This window comes from Kitasatospora sp. NPDC048715 (assembly GCF_043198905.1).
GTDB classification, from domain to species: domain Bacteria; phylum Actinomycetota; class Actinomycetes; order Streptomycetales; family Streptomycetaceae; genus Kitasatospora; species Kitasatospora lactacystinica.
In genome coordinates this window covers 336,163-356,738 of the sequence record NZ_JBICVH010000009.1, presented here as the reverse complement: position 1 = coordinate 356,738, position 20,576 = coordinate 336,163, and the positions used below count along the sequence as shown (strand labels likewise).

The 20,576-nt window shown below is 73.9% G+C and carries 15 protein-coding genes and 2 pseudogenes; 9 read left to right on the top strand and 8 right to left on the bottom strand.

Annotated elements, in window-relative coordinates; genetic code table 11:
• The first annotated feature begins 219 nt into the window (after positions 1-219).
• The 6 genes from ACGFSC_RS19390 to ACGFSC_RS19365 all read left to right on the top strand — a co-directional run bounded on the left by ACGFSC_RS19390 (position 220) and on the right by ACGFSC_RS19365 (position 6,582).
• Complete coding sequence (locus tag ACGFSC_RS19390; protein ID WP_359907428.1) at positions 220-2,034, top strand: amidohydrolase family protein; 1,815 nt, start codon at positions 220-222, stop codon at positions 2,032-2,034.
• Positions 2,035-2,417: 383 nt separating this feature from the next.
• Positions 2,418-2,885 carry a nuclear transport factor 2 family protein gene (locus ACGFSC_RS19385; protein WP_359907431.1) on the top strand — a complete coding sequence of 156 codons (468 nt, stop codon included), beginning with the start codon at positions 2,418-2,420 and terminating at the stop codon, positions 2,883-2,885.
• 69 nt (positions 2,886-2,954) lie between these two features.
• Positions 2,955-3,407: a nuclear transport factor 2 family protein gene (locus ACGFSC_RS19380; protein WP_359907434.1), complete on the top strand. Its 453-nt coding sequence runs from the start codon at positions 2,955-2,957 to the stop codon at positions 3,405-3,407.
• 149 nt (positions 3,408-3,556) lie between these two features.
• A complete protein-coding gene (locus ACGFSC_RS19375) occupies positions 3,557-3,862 on the top strand; it encodes a GNAT family N-acetyltransferase (protein WP_359907437.1) in 306 nt (101 codons plus the stop codon).
• 534 nt (positions 3,863-4,396) lie between these two features.
• Positions 4,397-5,194, top strand: a complete 798-nt coding sequence (locus tag ACGFSC_RS19370; RefSeq protein WP_359907440.1) for an SDR family NAD(P)-dependent oxidoreductase — start codon at positions 4,397-4,399, stop codon at positions 5,192-5,194.
• A gap of 347 nt (positions 5,195-5,541) precedes the next feature.
• Positions 5,542-6,582, top strand: a complete 1,041-nt coding sequence (locus ACGFSC_RS19365; RefSeq protein ID WP_392863648.1) for an MFS transporter — start codon at positions 5,542-5,544, stop codon at positions 6,580-6,582.
• A 220-nt stretch (positions 6,583-6,802) separates the two neighbouring features.
• Here the strand turns inward: ACGFSC_RS19365 and ACGFSC_RS19360 are convergent, their stop codons facing one another.
• From ACGFSC_RS19360 to ACGFSC_RS19345, 4 genes and pseudogenes are all read right to left on the bottom strand, one after another.
• Complete coding sequence (locus ACGFSC_RS19360; protein ID WP_359907442.1) at positions 6,803-8,155, bottom strand: ammonium transporter; 1,353 nt, start codon at positions 8,153-8,155, stop codon at positions 6,803-6,805.
• 11 nt (positions 8,156-8,166) lie between these two features.
• Positions 8,167-8,493: a hypothetical protein gene (locus tag ACGFSC_RS19355; protein ID WP_359907445.1), complete on the bottom strand. Its 327-nt coding sequence runs from the start codon at positions 8,491-8,493 to the stop codon at positions 8,167-8,169.
• 305 nt (positions 8,494-8,798) lie between these two features.
• A pseudogene (locus tag ACGFSC_RS19350) lies at positions 8,799-9,005 on the bottom strand (SDR family NAD(P)-dependent oxidoreductase); the annotation flags it as partial.
• 33 nt (positions 9,006-9,038) lie between these two features.
• Positions 9,039-9,929 (bottom strand): SDR family NAD(P)-dependent oxidoreductase, encoded by an 891-nt coding sequence (locus ACGFSC_RS19345; RefSeq protein WP_359907448.1) that lies wholly within the window; start codon positions 9,927-9,929, stop codon positions 9,039-9,041.
• A gap of 71 nt (positions 9,930-10,000) precedes the next feature.
• Here ACGFSC_RS19345 and ACGFSC_RS19340 point away from each other — a divergent pair.
• From ACGFSC_RS19340 to ACGFSC_RS19330, 3 genes and pseudogenes are all read left to right on the top strand, one after another.
• Positions 10,001-10,392: pseudogene (locus ACGFSC_RS19340) on the top strand (LysR family transcriptional regulator); the annotation flags it as partial.
• A 135-nt stretch (positions 10,393-10,527) separates the two neighbouring features.
• The gene (locus ACGFSC_RS19335; protein WP_359907488.1) at positions 10,528-11,538 is read left to right on the top strand and encodes a terpene synthase family protein; all 1,011 of its coding nucleotides are present in this window, start codon (positions 10,528-10,530) and stop codon (positions 11,536-11,538) included.
• Complete coding sequence (locus tag ACGFSC_RS19330; protein ID WP_359907451.1) at positions 11,538-12,890, top strand: cytochrome P450; 1,353 nt, start codon at positions 11,538-11,540, stop codon at positions 12,888-12,890. The genes ACGFSC_RS19335 and ACGFSC_RS19330 overlap by 1 nt, the downstream gene beginning before the upstream one ends.
• A gap of 169 nt (positions 12,891-13,059) precedes the next feature.
• Here ACGFSC_RS19330 and ACGFSC_RS19325 read toward each other — a convergent pair whose 3' ends face one another.
• From ACGFSC_RS19325 to ACGFSC_RS19310, 4 genes are all read right to left on the bottom strand, one after another.
• Positions 13,060-13,752 (bottom strand): alpha/beta hydrolase, encoded by a 693-nt coding sequence (locus tag ACGFSC_RS19325; protein ID WP_359907454.1) that lies wholly within the window; start codon positions 13,750-13,752, stop codon positions 13,060-13,062.
• A 100-nt stretch (positions 13,753-13,852) separates the two neighbouring features.
• Positions 13,853-16,621 (bottom strand): AAA family ATPase, encoded by a 2,769-nt coding sequence (locus ACGFSC_RS19320; protein ID WP_359907457.1) that lies wholly within the window; start codon positions 16,619-16,621, stop codon positions 13,853-13,855.
• A 471-nt stretch (positions 16,622-17,092) separates the two neighbouring features.
• Positions 17,093-18,790: an ATP-binding cassette domain-containing protein gene (locus ACGFSC_RS19315; RefSeq protein ID WP_359907460.1), complete on the bottom strand. Its 1,698-nt coding sequence runs from the start codon at positions 18,788-18,790 to the stop codon at positions 17,093-17,095.
• A complete protein-coding gene (locus ACGFSC_RS19310; RefSeq protein WP_359907463.1) occupies positions 18,787-20,532 on the bottom strand; it encodes an ATP-binding cassette domain-containing protein in 1,746 nt (581 codons plus the stop codon). Before ACGFSC_RS19310 ends, ACGFSC_RS19315 begins: the two co-directional genes overlap by 4 nt.
• Positions 20,533-20,576: the final 44 nt, after the last annotated feature.

The window sequence follows — 20,576 nt, the reverse complement described above, 5'->3', positions numbered from 1 at the left end:
CGGAACCTCCTCCCCCTCCTCCACGCCGGCACCGCTCCCGTTTTCACGCGCCCGGCGCGACACTCTCGTCATCCCCCTGCGGCCCCCGGTCGGCCTCGCCCCTCCTGCCGGCCGCTCGCCCATGGATCCGGCCGCGGCAGGAGCCGGGTTCGCGATCCGGTTGCCATGGGTAGGCAGGTGAGCACCAGGAGTAGCCAGCGGTAACAGGAGGGAACCGGAATGAGCGGTCAGCCGGCAGGGACGACGGACGACGGCGGTGCCCGGGCCGCGGCACCGTACGACGAGGCCGATGTCATCTTCCACGGCGGGGAGATCGTGACGGTCGCCGCCGATGCCCAGGACTCCGCTCCCGGCCCCGAGGCGGTGGCCGTCAAGGACGGTGTCATCGTCCACGTGGGTGACCACCGGGAGGCCGTCGACCGCTGGCAGGGGCCGCGAACACAGGTGCGCGACCTCGCCGGCCGCGCCCTGCTGCCCGGGTTCATCGACGCCCACGGGCACCTGGGCGGCATCGGCCTGCAGGCCACCCTCGCCAACCTCCTGGCCGATCCCGACGGCGACGTCACCGACATCGCCTCGCTCCAGGAGAAGCTGCGCGCGTGGGCGAAGACCCCGGTGGGCGCCTTCTCCCAGTGGATCATCGGGTTCGGCTACGACGACGCCATGCTCGCCGAGGGCCGGCACCCCACCCGCGAGGACCTCGACAAGGTGTCCACCACCCGGCCGGTGCTGGCCATCCACCAGTCCTTCCACCTCGGGGCGGTGAACAGCCGCGGCCTGCGGGAGCTGGGCTACACCAAGGCCAGCGCGGACCCGGACGGCGGCGTCATCCGCCGCCGGCCCGGCCCCGTGGCCCGGCCGTACGGCGAGCCCAACGGCGTCCTGGAGGAGACGGCCTTCAGCCCGGCCTCCGAAAAGGCCACCGAAGGGCTGCCGCTGGCCGCACTGGCCGCCCTCTTCAGCAAGGGCGTGGCGTCGGCCGCGAGCTTCGGCTTCACGACCGTCCAGGAGGGCGGCGCCACGCTGAAGAACCTGAAGGCCCTGCGGGACGCCGCCGCCGTTGTGCCGTTCAAGATCGACGTCGTCGCCTACGCGCGGGCCGACGAGGCGACGGCCGCACCGGAGCCGGACCCGGTCGGCGCGAGCCAGGAGTACCACCGGGGTGTGCGCGCGGCCGGCGTGAAGATGTACCTGGACGGATCCCCGCAGGGCCGCACGGCCTGGCTCACCGAGCCCTACCAGGAGCGGCCGGACGGCACCCCCGAGGGCTACCGCGGCTACCCCACCGTCGAGGACCCCGAGGTCGTGCTCGACCAGGTGCGCACCGCGTACGCCAAGGGCTGGCAGGTACTCGCCCACGTCAACGGGGACGCCGCGATCGACCAGTTCATCGAGGCGGTCGGCACCGCCGCCGGGGAGGCCGACTCCGGCGACCGGCGGACGGTGGCGATCCACGCCCAGACCGCCCGCGAGGAGCAGATCGAGGCCTTCGACCGCCTGGGCATCATCCCGTCCTTCTTCTCCATGCACACGTACTACTGGGGCGACTGGTACCGCAAGACCGTCCTCGGGCCGGAGCGGGCCGCCACCATCTCCCCCGCCCGCTGGGCCGTGGACCGGGGGATGATCTACACCTCGCACCACGACGCCCCGGTCGCCCTGCCCAACTCGATCGCCATCCTCTCCAGCCAGGTCACCCGCCGCACCCGCACCGACCAGGTCGTCCTCGGCCCCGAGCAGTGCGTGTCGGCCCTCGACGCGGTCAAGTCCATCACCATCAACGCCGCCCACCAGTACTTCGAACAGGACCGCAAGGGCAGCATCGAGGTCGGCAAGCTCGCCGACCTGGTGATCCTCTCCGCGAACCCGCTGACGGTCCCGCCGGAGGAGATCAAGGACATCAAGGTCGCCGAGACCATCAAGAAGGGCACCACCATCCACTCCGTCGCCGACGCGAACAGCGAAACGAACGCCGACGACCCCGTTGCCGGACTCGAAGTCCCCACCGACTACCAGTGGCACGGCTGCTGCTGACGGCGCATCCCGCGCCGCCACCACCGGACCTGCGGGCCCGGGGGCGGCAACGGGCGCGCCGTCGATCGCCGACCCGCTCGCGACGGCCGGGGCGCGGTCCGGCGCCGGTGCGCCGCCCGCGCGGGGCCATCGCCACCACCGGAACCCCGACGCACGCTCGGCGAGGCGAACGGGAGCTCCGGCGGTCCCGGTCGTCCCGGCTCTCCTGGCGGTCCCGATCAGCCTGGCCGTCCCGGTCGTCCCTGTCGTCCCTGTCGTCCCTGTCGTCCCGGTCGTCCCGGTCGAGACTCCTGCCGGGCGGCGGCGCCTGCTCGTCCGGTTGCGGGGCCCACGGCGCCGGTGCTCTCCTGCTGGTGTCAGGCAGTGCGACGATCGGAGCCGATGTGTCGTCCCCCGTTGCCGTTCCACCCCCGGAGGCCGCCGACCGGCTGGCCATCCGCCGGCTGGTCGACGCCTACGCCCACTGTGCGGACCGCCGGGACGCCGAGGGGCAGATGGCCCTGTTCACCGAGGACAGCCGCTTCCTGGTCCACATGGACGCCACGGCCGCCGAACCGACCCAGGAACTGCGCGGACGCGCCGCCCTCGCACCGGTCTTCGCCGACCTCAACCGGTACCGGACCACCACCCACTTCAACGGCCAGAGCACCGTGACCCTCGACGGGGACCGGGCCGAGGGCGAGACCTACTGCCTGGCGCACCACGTCTCGTCCGGCCCGGCCGACGAGCGCACGATCATGATCGCGTCCATCCGCTACCTCGACCGGTTCGTCAAGCGGGACGGCGGCTGGTTCTTCGCCGAGCGCCGGCTGCTGGTCGACTGGACCGAGACCCGGCCCTGCAAGCCCTGACGCCCCGGCACCCCGGCACCCCGGCACCCCGGGCGACAGTCCGACGGCCTTCACGGAAGGGGAAGTGCGATGACCACCGACGCGGAGGCCGTGGTCCGGGCCGCCTACCACGCGGCCGAGGGCGACGTCCTCGACGTGCAGGGCTTCATCGACCTGTTCGCCGAGGACGGGGTGTTCAACAACGTCGTCGCGGGCGAGAGCTACCGCGGCGAGCACCTCGGCGACCAGGTCGCCTTCATGGGCGCCCTGGCGCCCGACATCCACCGCGAACTCCACCGGGTCCACGTCATGGGCGACGTGGTCGCCGTCGAGCTGACGATCAAGGGCACCGTCACCGGCCCCTTCGAGACGCCCGCCGGTACCGTGCGGGCCACCGGCGCCCGGCTCCGCATCCCCACCGCCGACTTCTGGTACGTCCAGAACGGGAAGGTCAAGGAATTCAACTGCTACGTCGGGCTCAGCGTCATGCTCGCCCAGCTGGGCGTGCACCCCGACTTCGCCTCCGCCGTCACAACCCCCTGACCACCTCCGGAAGCACGGGTACGACGCCCGACCGCCGGCCGTCGGGCACGCCGAAGCCGTCGCCTCGCCACGCCAACCGCGACAAATGTTGATTCTTCAACTATAGTCAGGGGTGCCGACCAGGCGATCCGACCGCACGAGGAGGAATCATGGCGCAGTCCGTCACCGACAACACCGAGAAGTCCCGGTTCGAGATCCAGGACGACGGCGAACTCGCCGGCTTCGCCGAGTACCACCGCTCCGGCAACGAGATCGCCTTCATCCACACCGAGATCGACCCCCGCTTCGAAGGCCGCGGCCTCGGCAGCCGGCTGGCCCGCGCCGCCCTGGACGCCGCACGCGACCAGCAGCTCGCCGTCCTCCCCTACTGCCCCTTCATCCGCGGCTGGATCACCAAGCACCCCGAGTACGCCGACGTCGTCCCCGCCACCCACCGCGCCCGGTTCGGCCTCTGACCCCCGAAGCCGAAGCCGAAGGCGCCGGGCGGCCATCGGGATCCGCTGCCGGCCACGGCCCGCCCGGATCAGCGGTGGCGCCGCTCCGCCGTGTCGCACTCCGCCGCCTCGCACTCCGCCGGGGGCCTCAGCCGGCGGTCGCGAGCAGGCTCGCCGACGCCACACCGGCCCGGCCCGGAACGGCCCCGCCCGTGCGGCAGCTCAGCATCGCGGAACCCCCGACGGAGCTGACGGAGCGCTACGCCACCGAGATCCTCCCCGACCCCAGCTCGAACCACCGAGGCGACCCGGCCGCCCGCGCAATGCGATCCCGCACGGCACGGGCGGCACCGGGCGGCAGGCGCCGTGGCTGGGCATGGTTCGCGGTCCTTTCGGGCACGGACACGGAGGTGGCGGCTGTGCGAGCCCGCCGGCCCCGGTATCGGGGGTGCGGTGTTCGAGCCGATCACCGTCACCAACCCCGGGTGCGGATCGTTCAGCCTGCTGGCGGCCCTGCCCGATGACCGCCGGGGGCCGGGACCCGGAAGGAAGAACATGGAGCTCGTCGGAGACACCGCCATCGTCACGGGCGCGTCGAAGGGCATCGGCTACGCGATCGCCGACCGCCTGATGAGCCGTGGCGCCGACGTGGTCGTCACTGCCCGCAACCGGTCCGAACTCACCGCGGCCGCCGCCCGGCTCACTTCGGCCCACGCCGACGACGGGACCCGGGCCGTCCCGGTGGTCGCCGACGTCAGCAGGTCCGCCGACATGACGGCCCTGTTCGACCGGGCCATCGCCGAGCTCGGCAGCGTCGGCATCCTGGTCAACAACGCCGGCACCAGCACTTTCGACCTGACCGAGAACCTGCCCGAAGACGACTTCGACGCGGTCGTCGCCACCCATCTCAAGGGCACCTACCTGGGCACCAAGGCCGCGATCAACCACATGAAGACCATCGGCGGCGGGGTGATCGTCAACCTCGGCGCGGTCGACGGTTTCGCCACCACCCGCGGCAACGCCCACTACTCGGCCGCGAAGGCCGGCATCGCCAAGTTCACCGAGGCCACTGCCCTGGAAGCCGGCCGGTACGGCATCCGGATCAACGCCGTGGCGCCGGGTGCGGTGCAGACCCCGCTGGCCCAGGAGTTCACCACACCGGAGTTCGAGGCAGCCTGGCACCGCACCTTCGCCATCGACCGGATGGGCCGGCCCGACGACATCGCCAAGGCCGTGGTCTTCCTCGCCTCCGACCACGCCGACTGGATCACCGGCATCACCCTGCTCGTCGACGGCGGCACCCACCTGCGCGGCCTGCCCGACTACGCCGACTTCCTGCTGCCCGGCACCTGACCGTCTCGTGGTGGTGCGCGCGGCAGCGCGATGACGGACCGCCAGCAGGTTGCTCGCCCGTTGGGATGACGGGGAGCGGTTGGCCGGAACCCGGCAGGCAACCCGACGTTGGGCCGGGTGGCACTTCATCCGGTCGAGACTGTGCGGCCGGCGTGGCAGATCCCTGGGGACTCCGGTCCGACCCAGGAACGGATCACCACCTCTACTCACCACCTCGGCTCCTCATGGGACACCAGATGCGCAGAATCCTGCTCCTGGCTCTCGCGGCCACCGCGGTCGCGGCGGCGACCGTTTCGGGAGTGCCATCGGCCGCGACCGCGGACAGGGTCACGGCCACACCGGGCCCCTTGCGATGGGGCCCGTGTCCGCAGGAGGCCGAACCGCGCAACGCCGCCGCGTCCCGTCTGGAGTGCGCGGCCCTCGACGTCCCGCTGGACTACCGGGATCCCGACGGCCGGCAGGTCGAGATCGCCGTCTCCCGTCTGGCGAGCACGGACCCGTCAAGGCGTCGCGGTGTGTTGCTCACGAACCCGGGTGGCCCCGGCGCCGTGCCGACCGAGAAGCTCGCCCGGGTCAACGGGCTGGTGCAGGGCGCGGAGTCCGCCGGCGACCTGGTCGGGCCCGCGGTGGCCGCCGGATGCATCGCCGCCGTCGGCTTCACCGCGACGCTCGGCGGGATCGCGGCGACGGCCGCGTCGGCCGCCGTCGCCCTCGGCACTCTCGCCCGCGTGGTACGGCGTGGCGCGGGCGCCGGGGACGCCCCGGTGCCGGACGCTCCCGACGGTGAGCCGCTCAGCAGTGCGCGCGCCCTGCGGGCGGGCTTGGGGTACGCCTGGCGGGAACCCCTGGTGCGCGGGATGCTGGCAGCCGTCGCCCTGATCAACATCGCCGTCGTCGGCCCCGTACTCGTGGGCGGGGCGGTGCTCGCCGACCAACGCCTCGGCGGCGCCGGGGCCCTGGGCGTCGTGCTCTCCGGCTTCGGCGCCGGCTCCCTGGCCGGCGCGGTGGTGGCCGGGTGGAGGCCCCCGGCCAGGCGCGGCCGGACCGTGGTCGGCGGCGTCGCGGCGATCGGCGCGGGCATGGCCGGGCTCTCCGCCGTCACGCACGTCGCCGCCGCGACGGCGGTCCTCTCGCTCATCGGCCTCGGATCCGGGTTCCTCGGAGTGGTCGTCGTGGCCACCCTGCAGGAACGGGTGCCCGAGCGCCTGCTGGGCCGCGTGCTCAGCCTCGTCGTGCTGGCCACGGTGGCGTTCGACCCGTTCTCCTACGTGGTGGCCGGCGCCCTGCTCCCGTACGGCACGACGGTGCTGTTCCTGTCCTGCGGCGGCGCCGTCCTGGCCGGTGCCGGCGTGGTTGCCATGAGTCCGGCGATCCGCTCCCTGCGGTGAGCCCGCCGCCGTCCCACGCGTTCACGGTCCTGATGGTCCGCCTTGCGTCAGCTCTTACGCCTTGGTACGGCCGGCGAACCGGGCGGGGTGGAACGGGGTTCGGTCCGGGCGGCGCCCGTTCCCGTGCCGGGCGGACGTCGTCAACCGTCCCAACCCCGGAGTCCGCCCCCGGAGTCCGCCCCGGCGTCCGCAGGCTCCGTGGCCGGGCGGGTTCCGCCGTCTACGGGGTGTTCCTCTTCCACGCCTTCCTCACTGCCGTCGCCAGGCCGCCCGTCACACTTCGCAATCGCGGTCTGGGTGGCGAGGGCCCGGGCCGGGGAGCCCCCGCCGCGGTGAAGTCGTAGGCGGTCTCGGCGTGCTCGGTCTGGTCGATGCCGTCCACCTCGACCTCTTCGGTGACCCGGAAGCCGATGGTCTTCTGGATCGCCCGGCCGAGCAGCCAGGAGACTGCGAAGGAGTATCCGGCGACGACCGCGACTCCGACCGCCTGCTTGCCGAGTTGTCCGAACCCGCCGCCGTAGAACAGGCCCTTGGCGTTCTGGGCGACGTTCCCGGTGGCGAGGAAGCCGATCAGCAGCGAGCCGATCACCCCGCCGACCGCGTGCACGCCCACCACGTCCAGCGAGTCGTCGAAGCCCCAGCGGTACTTCAGGCTGACCGCCGCGGCACAGACCGCGCCGGCGACCAGCCCGATCACGACGGCACCGGGCGTCGAGACCGAACCACAGGCCGGGGTGATGGCAACCAGGCCGGCCACCGCCCCGGAGGCGGCACCCAGCGAGGTGAAGGCACCGTTCCTCGCCCGCACGTACGCCAGCCAACCGAGCATCGCGGCGGCAGCGGCGGTCTGGGTGTTCAGGAACGCCGTACCGGCGATACCGTTCGCGGCCAGCGCCGAGCCCGCGTTGAAGCCGAACCAGCCGAACCAGAGCAACCCGGAGCCGAGCATCACCAGCGGCAGGCTGTGCGGGCGCATCGGGCTCTTCCTGAAACCGACGCGCCTGTCAAGCACCAGACAGAGCGCCAGGCCCGCGACCCCGGCGTTGACATGCACCGCGGTGCCACCGGCGAAGTCGATCACACCCACCCGGTCGACCAACCAGCCGCCGCGCCCGTGGTCGGTGCTGAACACCCAGTGCGCGACCGGGAAGTAGACCAGCGTGCCCCAGAGCGCGACGAACAGTCCCCAGGCGGCGAACCGGGCGCGGTCCGCGATCGCGCCACTGACCAGCGCCGGGGTGATCACCGCGAACATCAGCTGGAACGCGGCGAACACGGTGACCGGGATCGAGCCGTGCAGGTCGTTCAGCCCGATGCCGCGCATCCCCAGGTGGTCGAGATTGCCGATCAGTCCGTGGAAGGCGTCGGGGCCGAAGCTGAGCGAGTAGCCGTAGAGCACCCACAGCACGCTGACGATCGCCAGCACGACGAAACACATCGACAACATGTTCAGCGTGCTCTTGACCCTGACCATCCCGCCGTAGAAGAACGCCAGCCCAGGGGTCATCAGCATGACCAGGGCCGCACTGACGAGTACGAAAGCGGTGTCACCCGCACTGAAACCGTCCGGCATCACTGGCAGGCTCAGCTGAGACGGGTGCCGGTGCTCTGGTAGATCGCCGTCTTGCCCGACTCCACCGTGCCGTGCGCCGCACGGACCGAGTCGCGCAGCAGTTCCAGCCGGCGGGGGGCGGAGGCGGCGCCGAGGGCGGCGAGCACGCCGAGTGCGGTGTCGGTCGCCTGGCGCGCGGTCCGCAGGATCGCCGTGCGCTCTTGGTCGTCGTCCTCACCGAGGCTGTGCAGCGCGGCCGCCGCCTCCGCCAGGTGAGTGGTGACGCCGTGGACCGTCGGCGGGTGCGGATGCTGCCGGGTGGCCTGCCCATGCGGCCACAGGTGCCAGTGCATCCGCATCGGTCGAGCATGGTACGTACACGGATGGTGTGACTGGACGGTCATCGCCAAGCTCCTCGGGATCTCCTGGGCGCGGCCCCCGCCCCATCGGCATGCTAAGGCCCTTCCTCGACCGGCGCCCCCCGAGGAGCCCGCAGCGACAGGCGCACGGAGCAGCACCCATCGGCACCATTTGGCAACCTTTTGATTACAGAGAGATTTCGGAAAGGCAAACCCATATGAGGTGATCGTGGTGCCTTCCCTCTCGACATCTTTTCCTTCCCCGACCAACCAGGCGATCCGACCGCACGAGGAGGAACCAAGGCGATGGTCCTGGCGACGCGCTGGCCGGCCGCCAGGTCGCGGACGGCCAGCGTGACGGCTGCCCCGCGGCCGGCCAGGACGCGGGCCGTCTGCGCGCCGAGGCCGGAGGAGGCGCCGGTGACCAGGGCGCGCCGGCCGGTGAGGTCGACGTCGTGGGCGACCTCGGCGGCGGTGCTGGCGAAGCCGTAGCGCGTGGCGATCCGAGCCATGGGTGAACTCCTCTTGCGACGAGGCGAGTCGGCTCAGGGGGCGAGCCGGAGGTCCTGCTCGGTCGGGGGTGTGCCGCCGTGCCGGTCCAGGGCCGTGCCGGAGCGGACCAGTTCGCCGTACAACGCGGGGTCGACCGGCGTGGCGAACACCAGGTCCAGGACGGCCCGGGCGGCCACCGCGGGCGGCCGGGCGGTCCGGCCGTGGTCGCCGAACCACGGCCGGGAGGTCGCGGTGTCGACCATACCGGGGCAGACGGCGGCGATCAGGATGCCGGCGGCGAGGTCGCGCTCGCGCCGCTCGGCGGCCACCGCCCGTACGGCGGCGACCTGGGCCACCTTCGAGGGCACGTTCAGCCAGCGAGGCCACCCCGCCTCCTCGGCGGTGCGCTGGTGAACGGCGCTGCGCCAGGACTCGACGGCGTACTCGACCTGGTCGAGGTCGGCGCCGTCGAACAGGTGCCGCAGCCGGGCGTCGAGGTGGCCGAGGGTGCCCAGGCTGCTGGCCACCACGAGCAGTCGGCCGCCGGAGCGCAGCTGCGGGGCGAAGTCGCGCAGCACGGCGTGGGTGGCGGTGTTGGAGACGTCGATGAACTCGTCGGCGCGCTCCTCCTGGGACTCGCCGGGGAGCAGCCGGGCGACGGCGTTGGAGATGACGATGTCGACGCCGCCGTGTCGCTGCCGGAGTTCGTCGGCGAGGTGGGCGATGGCCTCGGTGTCGGTGACGTCGAGGACCCGTCCTTCGACGCGGCTGCGGGTGCGGGCCGACCGGCTGACCTCGCGGGCGGCGTCGGTGACGCGCTGCCGGTTGCGGCCGGTGAGCAGGACGAGGTCGTCCGGCCCCAGGCCTGCCGCCAGCCCTTCGGCGAGGGCCCGACCGAGGCCTTGGTTGGCGCCCGTGACGAGGGCGACGCGGGACTCGTTCACACCGACAACGCTAGGAGCCGGGTGTCCATGAGTCCAACGAAACTCTCGCACGACTGGTATGCGTAGGAGTCGTGGATTCCACGGATGTCTCGCTGACCGCGCTGCGGGTGTTCCGGGCAGTGGCCGAGCAGGGCACCTGGCGGCCGCGCAGTCGCTGGGGTACACCCAGTCGGCGGTGTCCCGGCAGATCGCCTCGATCGAGCGGGCCGCGGGCGCCGAGCTGCTGGAACGGCGCCGCGAGGGCGCACGGCTGACGGCGGCCGGGCGGGTGGTGATGCGCCGTGCGACGGTCGTGCTCGACGGGATCACGCGGCGGCCCGCGAGCTGTCCGGCCTGCCCGAACAGGGCGGCACCGTCCGCCTGGGCTGGGTGCCCCAGCGCCGGCACCACGCTGGTGTCGCAGGCCCTCGCCGAGCGCCCGTCATCGGCGCCGGCAGTGCGCCGAGAGACAACCACGGATGCGCGCACAGTCCACCACCCCGCCCCGGCCCGCACTAGCTTCGGCCTCCTCGTGCAGGCCGGCCGGGCTCCGCCACGCAGGCGTCGCGGAGCAGGGAGAGTCGGCCGCGCCCCCAACCAGACGAAGGCCGGCACAGTGATGACCGATCTCCCCGACGGGCAGCCGCACAGCGCTCCGGACGACTTGTGGTGCCCCTTTCCCTCCCTGACGAACCCCCACGCCGAAGAGGCCGACCGGCAGAGCCTGGCGTGGCTGGCGCACCACCGGCTGCTGGACGGGCGCCTCCGGCAGTCCGACCGGATCGGGCGCCAGCGCAGCGGCCACCTGGCGGCACGGACCAACCCCGAGGTCTCCGCCGGGATGCTGCGCCTGCTGTCCGACTGGTACGTCTGGCTCTTCGCCTTCGACGACGGGTACTGCGAGGACCGCGAACACGGCCATCGCCCCGGGCCGTTGGCCCGCACGACCGCTCTCCTCGCCCGGGTGATCGACCCCGATCCGCCCGGCGCCAGGATGTCCGACGACGGGCTGTCCGGACCGGCCGGCGCCTACGCCAGGGCCCTGCGGGAGATCCGGGACCGGGTCGCCGCGCAGGCCTCGCCATCCCAGCTGTTCCGCTGGGAGTGCACGGTCCGCGAGTACCTCTCCGCCCAGGTGTGGGAGGCCGCCAACCGCGAGGCGGGCACGGTGCCGGGCCTGTCCGAGTACGTGGCCGTGCGCAGGCACGCCGGGGCGACGTACACCTGCCTCGCCCTGGTCGACATCGCGGCCGGCCACGAAGTCCCGGCCGCGGAGGCGGACGGGCCCTCGCTGCGCAGGCTCAGGGACCTCACGGCGAACCTGGTGAGCTGGGACAACGACCTGTACTCCCACGCCAAGGAGACCGCGGGCGGCCAGGGCCGCCACAACCTGGTCGAGGTCCTCGCCCGCCACCACCGCTGTTCTCCGGCCGAGGCCCGACGGTCGGCCGTCGCCATGCGGGACGCCGAGATGCGCGCGTTCATCGAGCTGAGCCGAACCGTCCGCGCGGACGGCGGCGAGGCGGCCTCCGCGTACGCCCGGAGCCTGGGGCTGTGGCTGCGCGGACACATCGACTGGTCCCGCGGCAGCTCCCGGTTCGACGTGCCGGCCCCCACGGCGAGGCCCTGATGCGCGAGAACGACGCCCCGCCCGTCACCGTGCCGTGCGCGCCGGGCCGCCTGCCCCTGCTCGGGCACCTGCTCCCACTGCTGACCGACCCTCTGCCTTTCCTCCAGTCGCTGGCCGACCACGGCCCGGTGGTACGGATCCACCTGTGGCGCACGCCGGTTCACGTACTCACCGATCCCGGGCTGGTCCACCGGCTGCTCGTTCAGGACGCCGCGAAGACCGAGAAGGGCTTCGTCTTCGACAAGGCCCGTGGCCTGCTGGGCAACGGCCTGTTCATCTCCGAGGGCGCGTTCCACCTCCGCCAGCGGCGCCTGGTGCAACCGGCCTTCCACCGCGACAGCGTCCGCCGGTACGCCGCGTCGGCCGCACGACTGGCAGCGGCGGCGGTGTCCCGCTGGGAGCCCGGGCGGGCGGCGCCGATCGAGCCGCGGATGCACCGCCTCGCCCGGGACATCGTGGTCGAGGCGCTGTTCGCCACCCGCCTGAGCGACGCCCAGAAGGCCCGGATCGACCGGGCCGTGCCCGTGGTCCTCACCGGCTTCGTCCAGCGGGCGCTCTATCCTTCGCCGCTGCTGGAGAAGCTGCCCGTACCGGCCAACCGGCGCTTCGACACGGCGGTCCGGGACCTGCGCACCACGGTGGACGAGATCGTTGCCCGGGCCGCCGTCCGGCAGCAAGGCCGGGACGAGACGCTGCTGTCCCTGCTGCTGACCGCCCGCGACGAGGAGACCGGACGCGCCATGGCACCGGCCCAGGTGCGGGACGAGGCGGTCTCGCTGCTCCTGGCCGGCACCGAGACGACCGCCACCACGCTCGCCTGGCTCTTCCACGAACTCGCCCGGCGCCAGGACCTGCAGGACGAGCTGAGCGAGGAGGTGCGCACCGTCGCCACCGACGGCGCCGTGTCCTTGGAGGACCTGCCGCGCCTGGAACGCACGGGACACGCGATCAGCGAGACCCTCCGCCTCCACACCCCCAACTGGATCCTGATGCGCCGGGCGATGGAGCCGCTCCAGTACGGCGGCGTCGTCCTGCCCCCGGGGGCGGAGGTCCTCTTCAGCCCGACCGCGCTGCACCGCTCCCCGCAGCTCTACCCCGACCCGTCGCGGTTCGATCCCGACCGCTGGCGCCATCCCGCGGGCCACGCCCGACCCGGGCTGTTCATCCCCTTCGGCGCGGGCCGGCACAAGTGCGTCGGCGAGTCCTTCGCCTGGGCCGAGATGCTCGTCGTCGCCGCAGCCGTCCTCGCCCGCCTGCGGCTCCGGCCCGCCACGGCCACCCCCCTCCGGGAGAGCGCCACCGCCGCCACCGTCCGCCCGCGCGGCCCGCTGATCATCGCCGAACCACGGTGAGCAGCCGGGCACGGCGAAGCCGTCGCTCCGTCACGCATCGACGGCGACATATGCCCTACTGCCCCTTCGTCCGCGGCTGGATCACCAAGCACCCGGAATGCGCCGACCTCGTCCCCGCCCCCCACCGCACCCGGTTCGGCCTCTGAACCCCGCAGCCGAAGGCGTTCCGTCAGTGCTCGGCGGCCTGTCGGATGAAGTCGGCCACCGCGTCCGGCCTGGAGACGTAGACGGCGTGACTGCCGGGCACCTCGGAGGTGCGGGCGCCGGCCCGCTCGGCCATGGCGCGCTGGGCGGGCGGCGGGATCATGCGGTCGTCGGCCGCCACCAGGTACCAGCTGGGCTTGGTGCGCCAGGCGGGCTGGGAGACGGCGCCGGCGAGGGCGTCGACGCCCCACGGGACCTGGGAGTCGGCCATGAAGGCGGCCAGCTCGGCGGGAACGTCGGCGGCGAAGGAGGCGGCGAACTTCTCCCGGTCCAGGAACAGGAAGCCGTCCCGGGGCGGCAGGATCGGCGGCACCGGGGCGCCCGGCGCCGGGTCGGAGATCAGGGTGTTCACCGACTCGCTCTTGTCGGGGGCGAACGCCGCGATGTAGACGAGGTCCGTCACCTTCGGGTGGTTGCCGGCCTCGGTGATCACCGCACCGCCGTAGGAGTGGCCGACCAGGACGGCCGGTCCGTCCAGTGCGTCGAGCACCCGGCGGGTGGCGGCGACGTCGTCCTCCAGCGACAGCGTCGGGTTCTGCACGACGCTCACCCGGAACCCGGCCCCGGTCAGCCGCTCGTACACGCCCTGCCACCCGGAGCCGTCCACGAAGCCTCCGTGGACGAGGACGACGTTCTCGCGGCGTTCCTGCTCACTCATCGGTTCTCCCTTTTCCTTTTGCCCGAAATGCTTTCCGGCACCCCGAAGATGACTGGGCGTCAGGACATGGTAGGAGTGGCCCCCCGTACGGCCGCTTCCGTCATCCGACGTAGTCCGGCCCGGGCCCCGGCGGCTCCAGCCGGTCGAGTGCGTCGCGCAGGGCGGCCCGGGAGGTCACTCCGAGCTTCGGGAAGAGCTGGTGGAGGTGGGTGGACACGGTGCGCGGGGACAGGAACAGCCGCTCGCCGATCTCCTTGTTGGTGAGGCCCGCTGCTGCCAGCTGTGCGATCCTCCGCTGCTGGGGCGTCAACGGGGCGCCGGAACCGACCGGGCCGCCCTCCCGGTGTGCGCCGGTGGCACGTAGTTCCCGGCCGGCCCGCTCCTCCCACGGGGTCGCGCCGAGTCGCCGGAAGGTGTCGGCCGCGGCCGTCAGGTGGTGCCGGGCCCGGGCCGCCGCCCTCGTACGGCGCAGGTGCTCGCCATGGTGGAGGCGGATGCGGGCCAGGTCGAAGGGCCAGCGCTCCGCTCCGTCCACGGCCCCCGCCCGCTCGAACCCGGCGGCAGCCTCGCGGTCGTCCTCGGCGGCCAGGGCGGCCGAGGCGAGCAGCACCATGCCCAGTCTCGGCGAGACGGCTGCCAGCCCTGCCTCGCGGGCCGCCGCGACATGCGCCCGGGCCTCCTCGTGACGACCGCTGCGCACCGCGGCCTCCACCAGGTCGAGGACAGCCCACAGCGCGTGCCCGGCGAAGGGCGCGAACGATCCGGCCGGCGAGATCGCGCACGCATGGCGGTAGGCCGCTTCGTAGTCGCCCTGTGACAGCGCGATCAGTGTCCTGGCGTGGGCGGCGTAGCATCCGACGGCGTGGCCGCGGCGGGACCCGGCCCACTGGTCCATCCGGTCGGCGAGCCTCCCGGCCGTCGTGTAGTCGGCGCAGACCGCGGAGACACAGGCGAGCAGGTACTTCCCGGTCCAGGAGCGCAGCGGGTACTGCAACTCCTCGCACAGGTCCAGGCCGTGGCCGACCACCTCGCGGAGCTCCGGCCACCGCCCGGTGAACCAGGCGTGGCTGCCCCACAGGAAGGAGGCCTGGATGGCGGTGAAGTCGTTCTCCCCGGTGCGACCGCCGCGGGCGGTGTGCCGCAGCTGCCCCTCGATGGCGCCGAGCCGATCCGCGTAGGCGCCCGCAGTGGCGATCCGCACGATCCGCACCGGGTCGGACGTGCCGGGCAGGGCCGCGACGGCGGCGTCGAGGCGGGCCCAGTCGGACGGGCTGGCCCGGGCCGGGTCGGCGAAGGTGGCCCGCAGCAGGTGCAGGGTGTCCGGGACCGCCACGCACCGCGACAGCGTCACGTCGAAGTCGGCCCACAGGTCGCTTCTGCCGCCGTGGACGCAGACCATCAGCAGGGTGGACAGCGCTTCGAGAAGAGTGGCGTCGGTCAGATCGTACGGTTCGGGCAGCAGCGAGATCGCGCCGTGCAGCAGCCGGTGGGCGGTGTCGATGTCCCCGTGGCTGTTGAGCAGGTACATCGCGGTGGCCACCGCGGCGGCCGGCGAAGCCGCCTCCGGGGCAGCCTGCCGGGCGGTGTCCAGCCGGGCCGGCACCTCGCGCAGCTCGCCGGTGAGGCCGGCGCCGACGTACGCGGCCTTCGCGAGCCGCCGGGCCCGGTCCGCCCCGGTCGGGCTCAGGTCGGCGGCCCGCACCAGCGCCGCCACAGCGCTCGGCCCGTCGCCCCGGCGGGCACCGAGCTCTGCGGACTCCTCCAGGAGTGCCGCGATCCGTTCGTCCGGCTCGACCGCGGCGAGTGCCAGGTGCCGGACGCGTTGCTCGGCAGCCGCGCCCCAGGCTTCCGCGAGCGCGCGGTGCACATGGCGCCGCTGGTCGCCGGTCGACAGCCCGACGACCGCCGATCGCACGAGCGGGTGCCGGAACTCCAGCCGGCCGGTCGGCTCGTCGATGCGGACGAGTTGTCCGCGCTCCGCCGGGGCCAGGTGCTTCAGGTCGCACCGCCCGGTCACCGCCCGGCGCAGCACCGGCAGGTTGCCTGTGCCTTCCAGCGCCGCCACGAGCAGGAGGTGCCGGGTGACCGCCGGCAGGCCCCTGATCCGCGAGGCGAACGCGGCCTGCAGGCGCTGGGTGAGCGGAAGGCGGGTCGGCAGGGGACGGTCGGCGCTCCGCTCGGCGTCCGTGAGCGCCGTCGGAAGCTCCAGCAGCGCCAGCGGGTTGCCCTCGGCCTCGGCCATCAGCCGGCGCCTCACCCGTGGGGCCAGCGCCGGGAAGCGGCGGACGAGCAGTTCCTCGGACGCGGCCTCGCCGAGGGGCCGCAGCTCCTGCAGGGGGAGTCCGACGTGGTCGAAGAAGCTCTCCTCTCCCGGGCGGACCGCGCAGGCCATCCCCGTGCCCGTTCCGGGCAGTCGACGCGCCACCCGCTCCAGGACGACGGCGCTGGCCCCGTCGAGCCACTGCGCGTCGTCCAGCACCATCAGGGTGGGCCGGGTGAGCGAGAGCGACTCCACCAGGCACAGCACCGCCCGCGCCACGTCCTCGTGCCCGGGCGCCGTTCCCCGTTCCAGACCGAGGACCGCGGCGAGGGCCGGTAAGTCCGCGGCCGCCGCCCGGCACTCGGGAGCCGACGCCACCAACTGTCGCAGGGCACCGTAGCCTGCCTGCGCCCGGAACTGCGCACCCGCGCTCCGCAGTACCCGCAGTCCGGCCGCCCCGCCGGCCCGGCACACCTCGGCGAGCAGCGCGGTCTTCCCCACACCCGGCTCTCCCACCAGCACCAGCGACCCGCCGGTGCGCGGGATGTCCGCCAGGAAGTCACCGAGCCGCCCCAGTTCCTGCTCGCGACCGACCAGCCTCTCGTCCATGCCCCAAGTCAAGCGCCCGGACGGGTGATGCCGCCGGGAAACGCGTCAGCCGACGGCGGCGATCGGGGCCTCGGAGGGCTCCCCGGGCGCTTGGCGCCCGCCGGGTCCGGCGCCTTCGCCCCGGCCTGAGGCGTGCCGTTGGCGATCCGGGCCAGGGCAATGGCTCCCATGGTCTTCCGTGCGTCGATGATGCCGTGGGCGAGTGAGACCATGAGCGCCGTGTCCCTCGACGGGGACCGGGCCGACGGCGAGACCTACTGCCTGACGCGCCGCATCTCCTTCGTCGCGGACGACGCGCGCACGATCATGATCGCGCCCATCCGCTACCTCGACGGGTTTCGTCGGGCAGGACGGCACCCGGCTCCTCGCCGAACACCGACCGCCGGTCGGCTGGACCCGGACCCGTCCCTGCACGCCCCGAGGCCCAGGGACCTTGACGGCAGGAACGCCGCTGCGCCCGGCCGAACTCGGCTACCCCGGAGACCGCCTCCCCGCCCCCGTCCTGCGCGGGACGACGATCGCTGTGCGCGGGAATCCACTGGCGCCGCAGGCAGGCTGACGATTCGTCACGCCGGTCAGGTCGACGGTGACGTCCGGGCGCCACGGAAGCAGTGCGAGGTCCTGGTCCTGCAGGGCGAGGACCAGGGCCGAGTCGGGCAGCGCCCGGCGCAGCTCGCGCAGCAGCGCCTCGGCGGTCGGCCGGTCGAGCCCGGCGGTGGGCTCGTCGAGCACCAGGATGCGCGGCCGGCGCAGGATCGCGCGGGCCACGGCCAGGCGGCGCCGCTGCCCCTGGGACAGGGCGCGGCCCGCGGGGCCGACCGGGGTGTCCAGGCGCAGGGTGCCGAGGCCGACCGCCGCCAGCGCGGCGCGCAGTTGCTCCGGGTCGGCGAGTGGTGCGGCCAGGTGCAGGTTCGCGGCGACGGTCGTGTCGGCGAGCCAGTCGTCGGCCTCGACCAGGGTGAGCACGTCGGCGACGGCCTCGGCGGGCAGGTCAGCGACGGGAGCCGCACCCAGCCGCACCTGGCCGGAGGTGATCGGCAGCCGTCCGGCCAGCTGCCCGAGGAGCGTGGACTTCCCGCTGCCGTTGGGGCCGGTGACGACGAGCACCCGGGGAGCGCGGAAGGTGAACGAGAGTGACTGTCCGCCGTTGGCGGTGGGCAGGTCCGCCACGGTGAGCACCAGGCCGTCCCGCTCCGGTACGGGAGGCTGCGGGCCGGCGGCGGTCGCGGCGAGCGGGCCGAGGCGCGCGGCCGCGTCCTGGGCGGCGGCCAGCTCCTGGAGCAGTTGCGGAAGACGGTCCAGCAGGTCCCACACCGCGGCGAGCAGCAGCACCTCGCCGACGGCGTCGGCCACCGGCTGCGACCAGCCGCCTGCCTCCAGTGCGAGTACCAGTGCGAGGCCCTGGCCGAGGGCGGCGAGCAGCCGCAGGCCCAGACGGCCCGTTCGCTGCTCGGCCGCCGCGGCGGAGGCGGCCGCCTCCTCGCGCTCCAGCGCCGCCGCGACGCCACCACGGACCCGCGGCACCGCGTCCAGGCAGCGCAGTTCGTTGAAGGCGGCCCGGGCCGCGATCAGCTCCGTCCGCGCGCCGGTCCGCGCGGCGGCGGCACCCGCGAGGTGCCGCCGGGCCCGGCGGCCGGTGCGGATCGCCCACCAGGTGCCGCCCGCGAACACGCCGAGCTCGGCCGCGCCGAGCATCGGGCTCGCCCGCAGCAGCAGCGCCTCCACCAGCACCGCGGTGACGGCGCAGCCGGCGATCGGCGCGACGACCTGGGCGGGCAGGCCGGCCACCGTCTCGACGTCGGTGGTCAGCCGGGCGAGCAGGGTTCCGTCCCGTTGGGCGCGCAGCTCGCGCGCGCTCAGTTCGCCCGCTCCCCTGACCAGGCGGCCGCGCAGGGTCACGGTCGTGGTGAGGACGACCCGGTGGCTGACCAGCCGTTCGAGGTAGCGCAGCGAGGTGCGCAGCAGGGCGAGGGCGCGCACCGTCCCCGACGGGTACATCCACGACCAGGTCGTGTCGGCCAGCAGCGTCACCAGCGCGCAGGTCGTCAGGAACCAGCCGGACAGGCCCAGCAGCGCCGCCGCGCTCAGTTCCGCCGCCGCGGCCAGCATGATGGCGACGGCCAGATCGCGGCGGGGCACGGAGTGGCGCAGCAGTTTCCAGGCGTTCATCGCAGCCTGCCCCGGTCCAGGCGGATCGTCCGGTCCGCAAGGTGGAGGAGTTCGGGACTGTGGGTGGCGAGCAGCACGCTCCGGCCGCGGGTCAGCGTGCGCAGGGCCGAGACCACGCGGGCCTCCGCCACCGGGTCGAGGTGGGCCGTGGGCTCGTCCAGGCAGAGCAGCGGTGCGTCCCGCAGCAGGGCCCGTACCAGGGAGAGCTGCTGGGACTGGCCGGAGGAGAGCCCGCTGCCCCGCTCGCCGAGCGGGGTGTCCAGCCCGCTCGGCAGGTCGGCGAGCAGGTCGCCGAAGCCGAGCGTGCGGAACGCGGCGGTGAGTTCCGCGTCGGTGGCGTCGGGGCGGGCCAGCAGCAGGTTCTCGCGGACGGTGCCGGGCAGCAGGTGCGCGGGTTGGCCGACCCAGGCGACCGAGGCGGGTGACGGCGCCCGGAGGGTGCCTTCCCGTTCGTGGGTGGCGGTTCCGGCCGTGGGTTCGGCCAGTCCCGCGGCGACGGCGAGCAGGGTCGACTTGCCCGCGCCGCTGGGCCCGGTGACGGCGAGGAGCTCACCGGGGGCGAGGTGGACGCTCACGTCGTCCAGTGCCGGGTCGTCACGGTCGGGGTGACGGACCGTCGCACGGTCCAGGCGCACGCCGATGGCGCCGCCGCTGCGCCGGGCCGGCGCGGTCGGGTCCGGTTCCCCGCCGCCGCTGTCTGCGCTGCCGAGGATCGCGTCGATCAGTTCCGCCGCGGCGCGGGCCTCGGCGCGGGCGTGGTAGCCGCGGGCCAGGTCCCGGGCGGGGGCGAAGTAGGCGGGGGTGAGCACCAGCACGAAGAGCGCGGTGGCCAGGCTCATCTTGCCTGGCACCAGCGGTAGTTGGAGGTAGTCCAGCAGCGCCAGGCCGCAGGAGGTCGCCACCACGGCGAGGGTGCCGGTGATCAGCAGCTCGATCCAGGCGGTGGAGAGGAAGGCGACCCGCAGCACCGCCTGGGTGCGGCGGGCCAGTTCCTCGTCGTCCTCGCGCAGCACGCTCACGGCGGTCTCCCGGGCACCCAGTCCGATCAGGGTGGGCAGGCCGCGCAGTTGGTCGAGCAGGCGCGCGCTGTGACGGCGCACCACCGTGAGCTGCGCGTGGACGGCGGCCTGCGTGCCCAGGCCGATGACCTTGAGGTTGGCGGGCAGCAGCGGGGAGGCGGCGACCAGGATCAGTGCCACGAACCAGCTGCGGACCGCGATCGCGGCGAGCGCCAGGCCGCTGCCGAGCAGCATGGTGGTGCGGGCGGGGACGTACTCGGTGAGCCACTCGGTCAGCCGGGCGACCTCACCGGTCAGGGACTCGGCGAGGGCCGCGTCACCGGGTCCGGTGCGGGCGGGGCCCCGCGCGGGCAGGGCCGCGGCGAGCAGGCGCCCGCGCAGTGCCCCGCGCACCCGGCGGGCTCCGTGAACGGCGGCCGCGTCGGCCGTCGACAGCAGCACGGACCGGACCGCCAGCCCCGTGAGGATGAGCCCGGCTCCGGGCAGGACGCTCACCGGGAGCCGTCCACCGTGCTGACTGCCGAGCCCGCGCTGCGCGCTCCACGCCAGACCGGCAGCCCACAGCACGGTGCCCAGCGGGGCCAGCCCGCGCAGCAGTCCCGCCCGCCGCAGCTCCCTGCGGCCGGGCTCGGCCCACGCCCGCAGCCGGGCCGACACCTCGTCGTTCCGGCCCCGGGCACGCTCGTCGCCGAGTTCGGTCAGCAGGGCGGTCGAGGCGCTCATGCGCCCACCTCGCTTCGCTCGGCAGGGATCCCCATGCTCCGCTC

What these genes read in the sequence shown, in the direction of transcription:
- ACGFSC_RS19390 (WP_359907428.1), top strand. Translation starts at nt 220, where the DNA reads ATGAGCGGTCAGCCGGCAGGGACGACGGACGACGGCGGTGCCCGGGCC.
- ACGFSC_RS19320 (WP_359907457.1), bottom strand. Translation starts at nt 16,621, where the DNA reads ATGGACGAGAGGCTGGTCGGTCGCGAGCAGGAACTGGGGCGGCTCGGT.
- ACGFSC_RS19380 (WP_359907434.1), top strand. Translation starts at nt 2,955, where the DNA reads ATGACCACCGACGCGGAGGCCGTGGTCCGGGCCGCCTACCACGCGGCC.
- ACGFSC_RS19335 (WP_359907488.1), top strand. Translation starts at nt 10,528, where the DNA reads ATGACCGATCTCCCCGACGGGCAGCCGCACAGCGCTCCGGACGACTTG.
- ACGFSC_RS19360 (WP_359907442.1), bottom strand. Translation starts at nt 8,155, where the DNA reads ATGCCGGACGGTTTCAGTGCGGGTGACACCGCTTTCGTACTCGTCAGT.
- ACGFSC_RS19310 (WP_359907463.1), bottom strand. Translation starts at nt 20,532, where the DNA reads ATGAGCGCCTCGACCGCCCTGCTGACCGAACTCGGCGACGAGCGTGCC.
- ACGFSC_RS19315 (WP_359907460.1), bottom strand. Translation starts at nt 18,790, where the DNA reads ATGAACGCCTGGAAACTGCTGCGCCACTCCGTGCCCCGCCGCGATCTG.
- ACGFSC_RS19355 (WP_359907445.1), bottom strand. Translation starts at nt 8,493, where the DNA reads ATGCGGATGCACTGGCACCTGTGGCCGCATGGGCAGGCCACCCGGCAG.
- ACGFSC_RS19325 (WP_359907454.1), bottom strand. Translation starts at nt 13,752, where the DNA reads ATGAGTGAGCAGGAACGCCGCGAGAACGTCGTCCTCGTCCACGGAGGC.
- ACGFSC_RS19370 (WP_359907440.1), top strand. Translation starts at nt 4,397, where the DNA reads ATGGAGCTCGTCGGAGACACCGCCATCGTCACGGGCGCGTCGAAGGGC.
- ACGFSC_RS19330 (WP_359907451.1), top strand. Translation starts at nt 11,538, where the DNA reads ATGCGCGAGAACGACGCCCCGCCCGTCACCGTGCCGTGCGCGCCGGGC.
- ACGFSC_RS19375 (WP_359907437.1), top strand. Translation starts at nt 3,557, where the DNA reads ATGGCGCAGTCCGTCACCGACAACACCGAGAAGTCCCGGTTCGAGATC.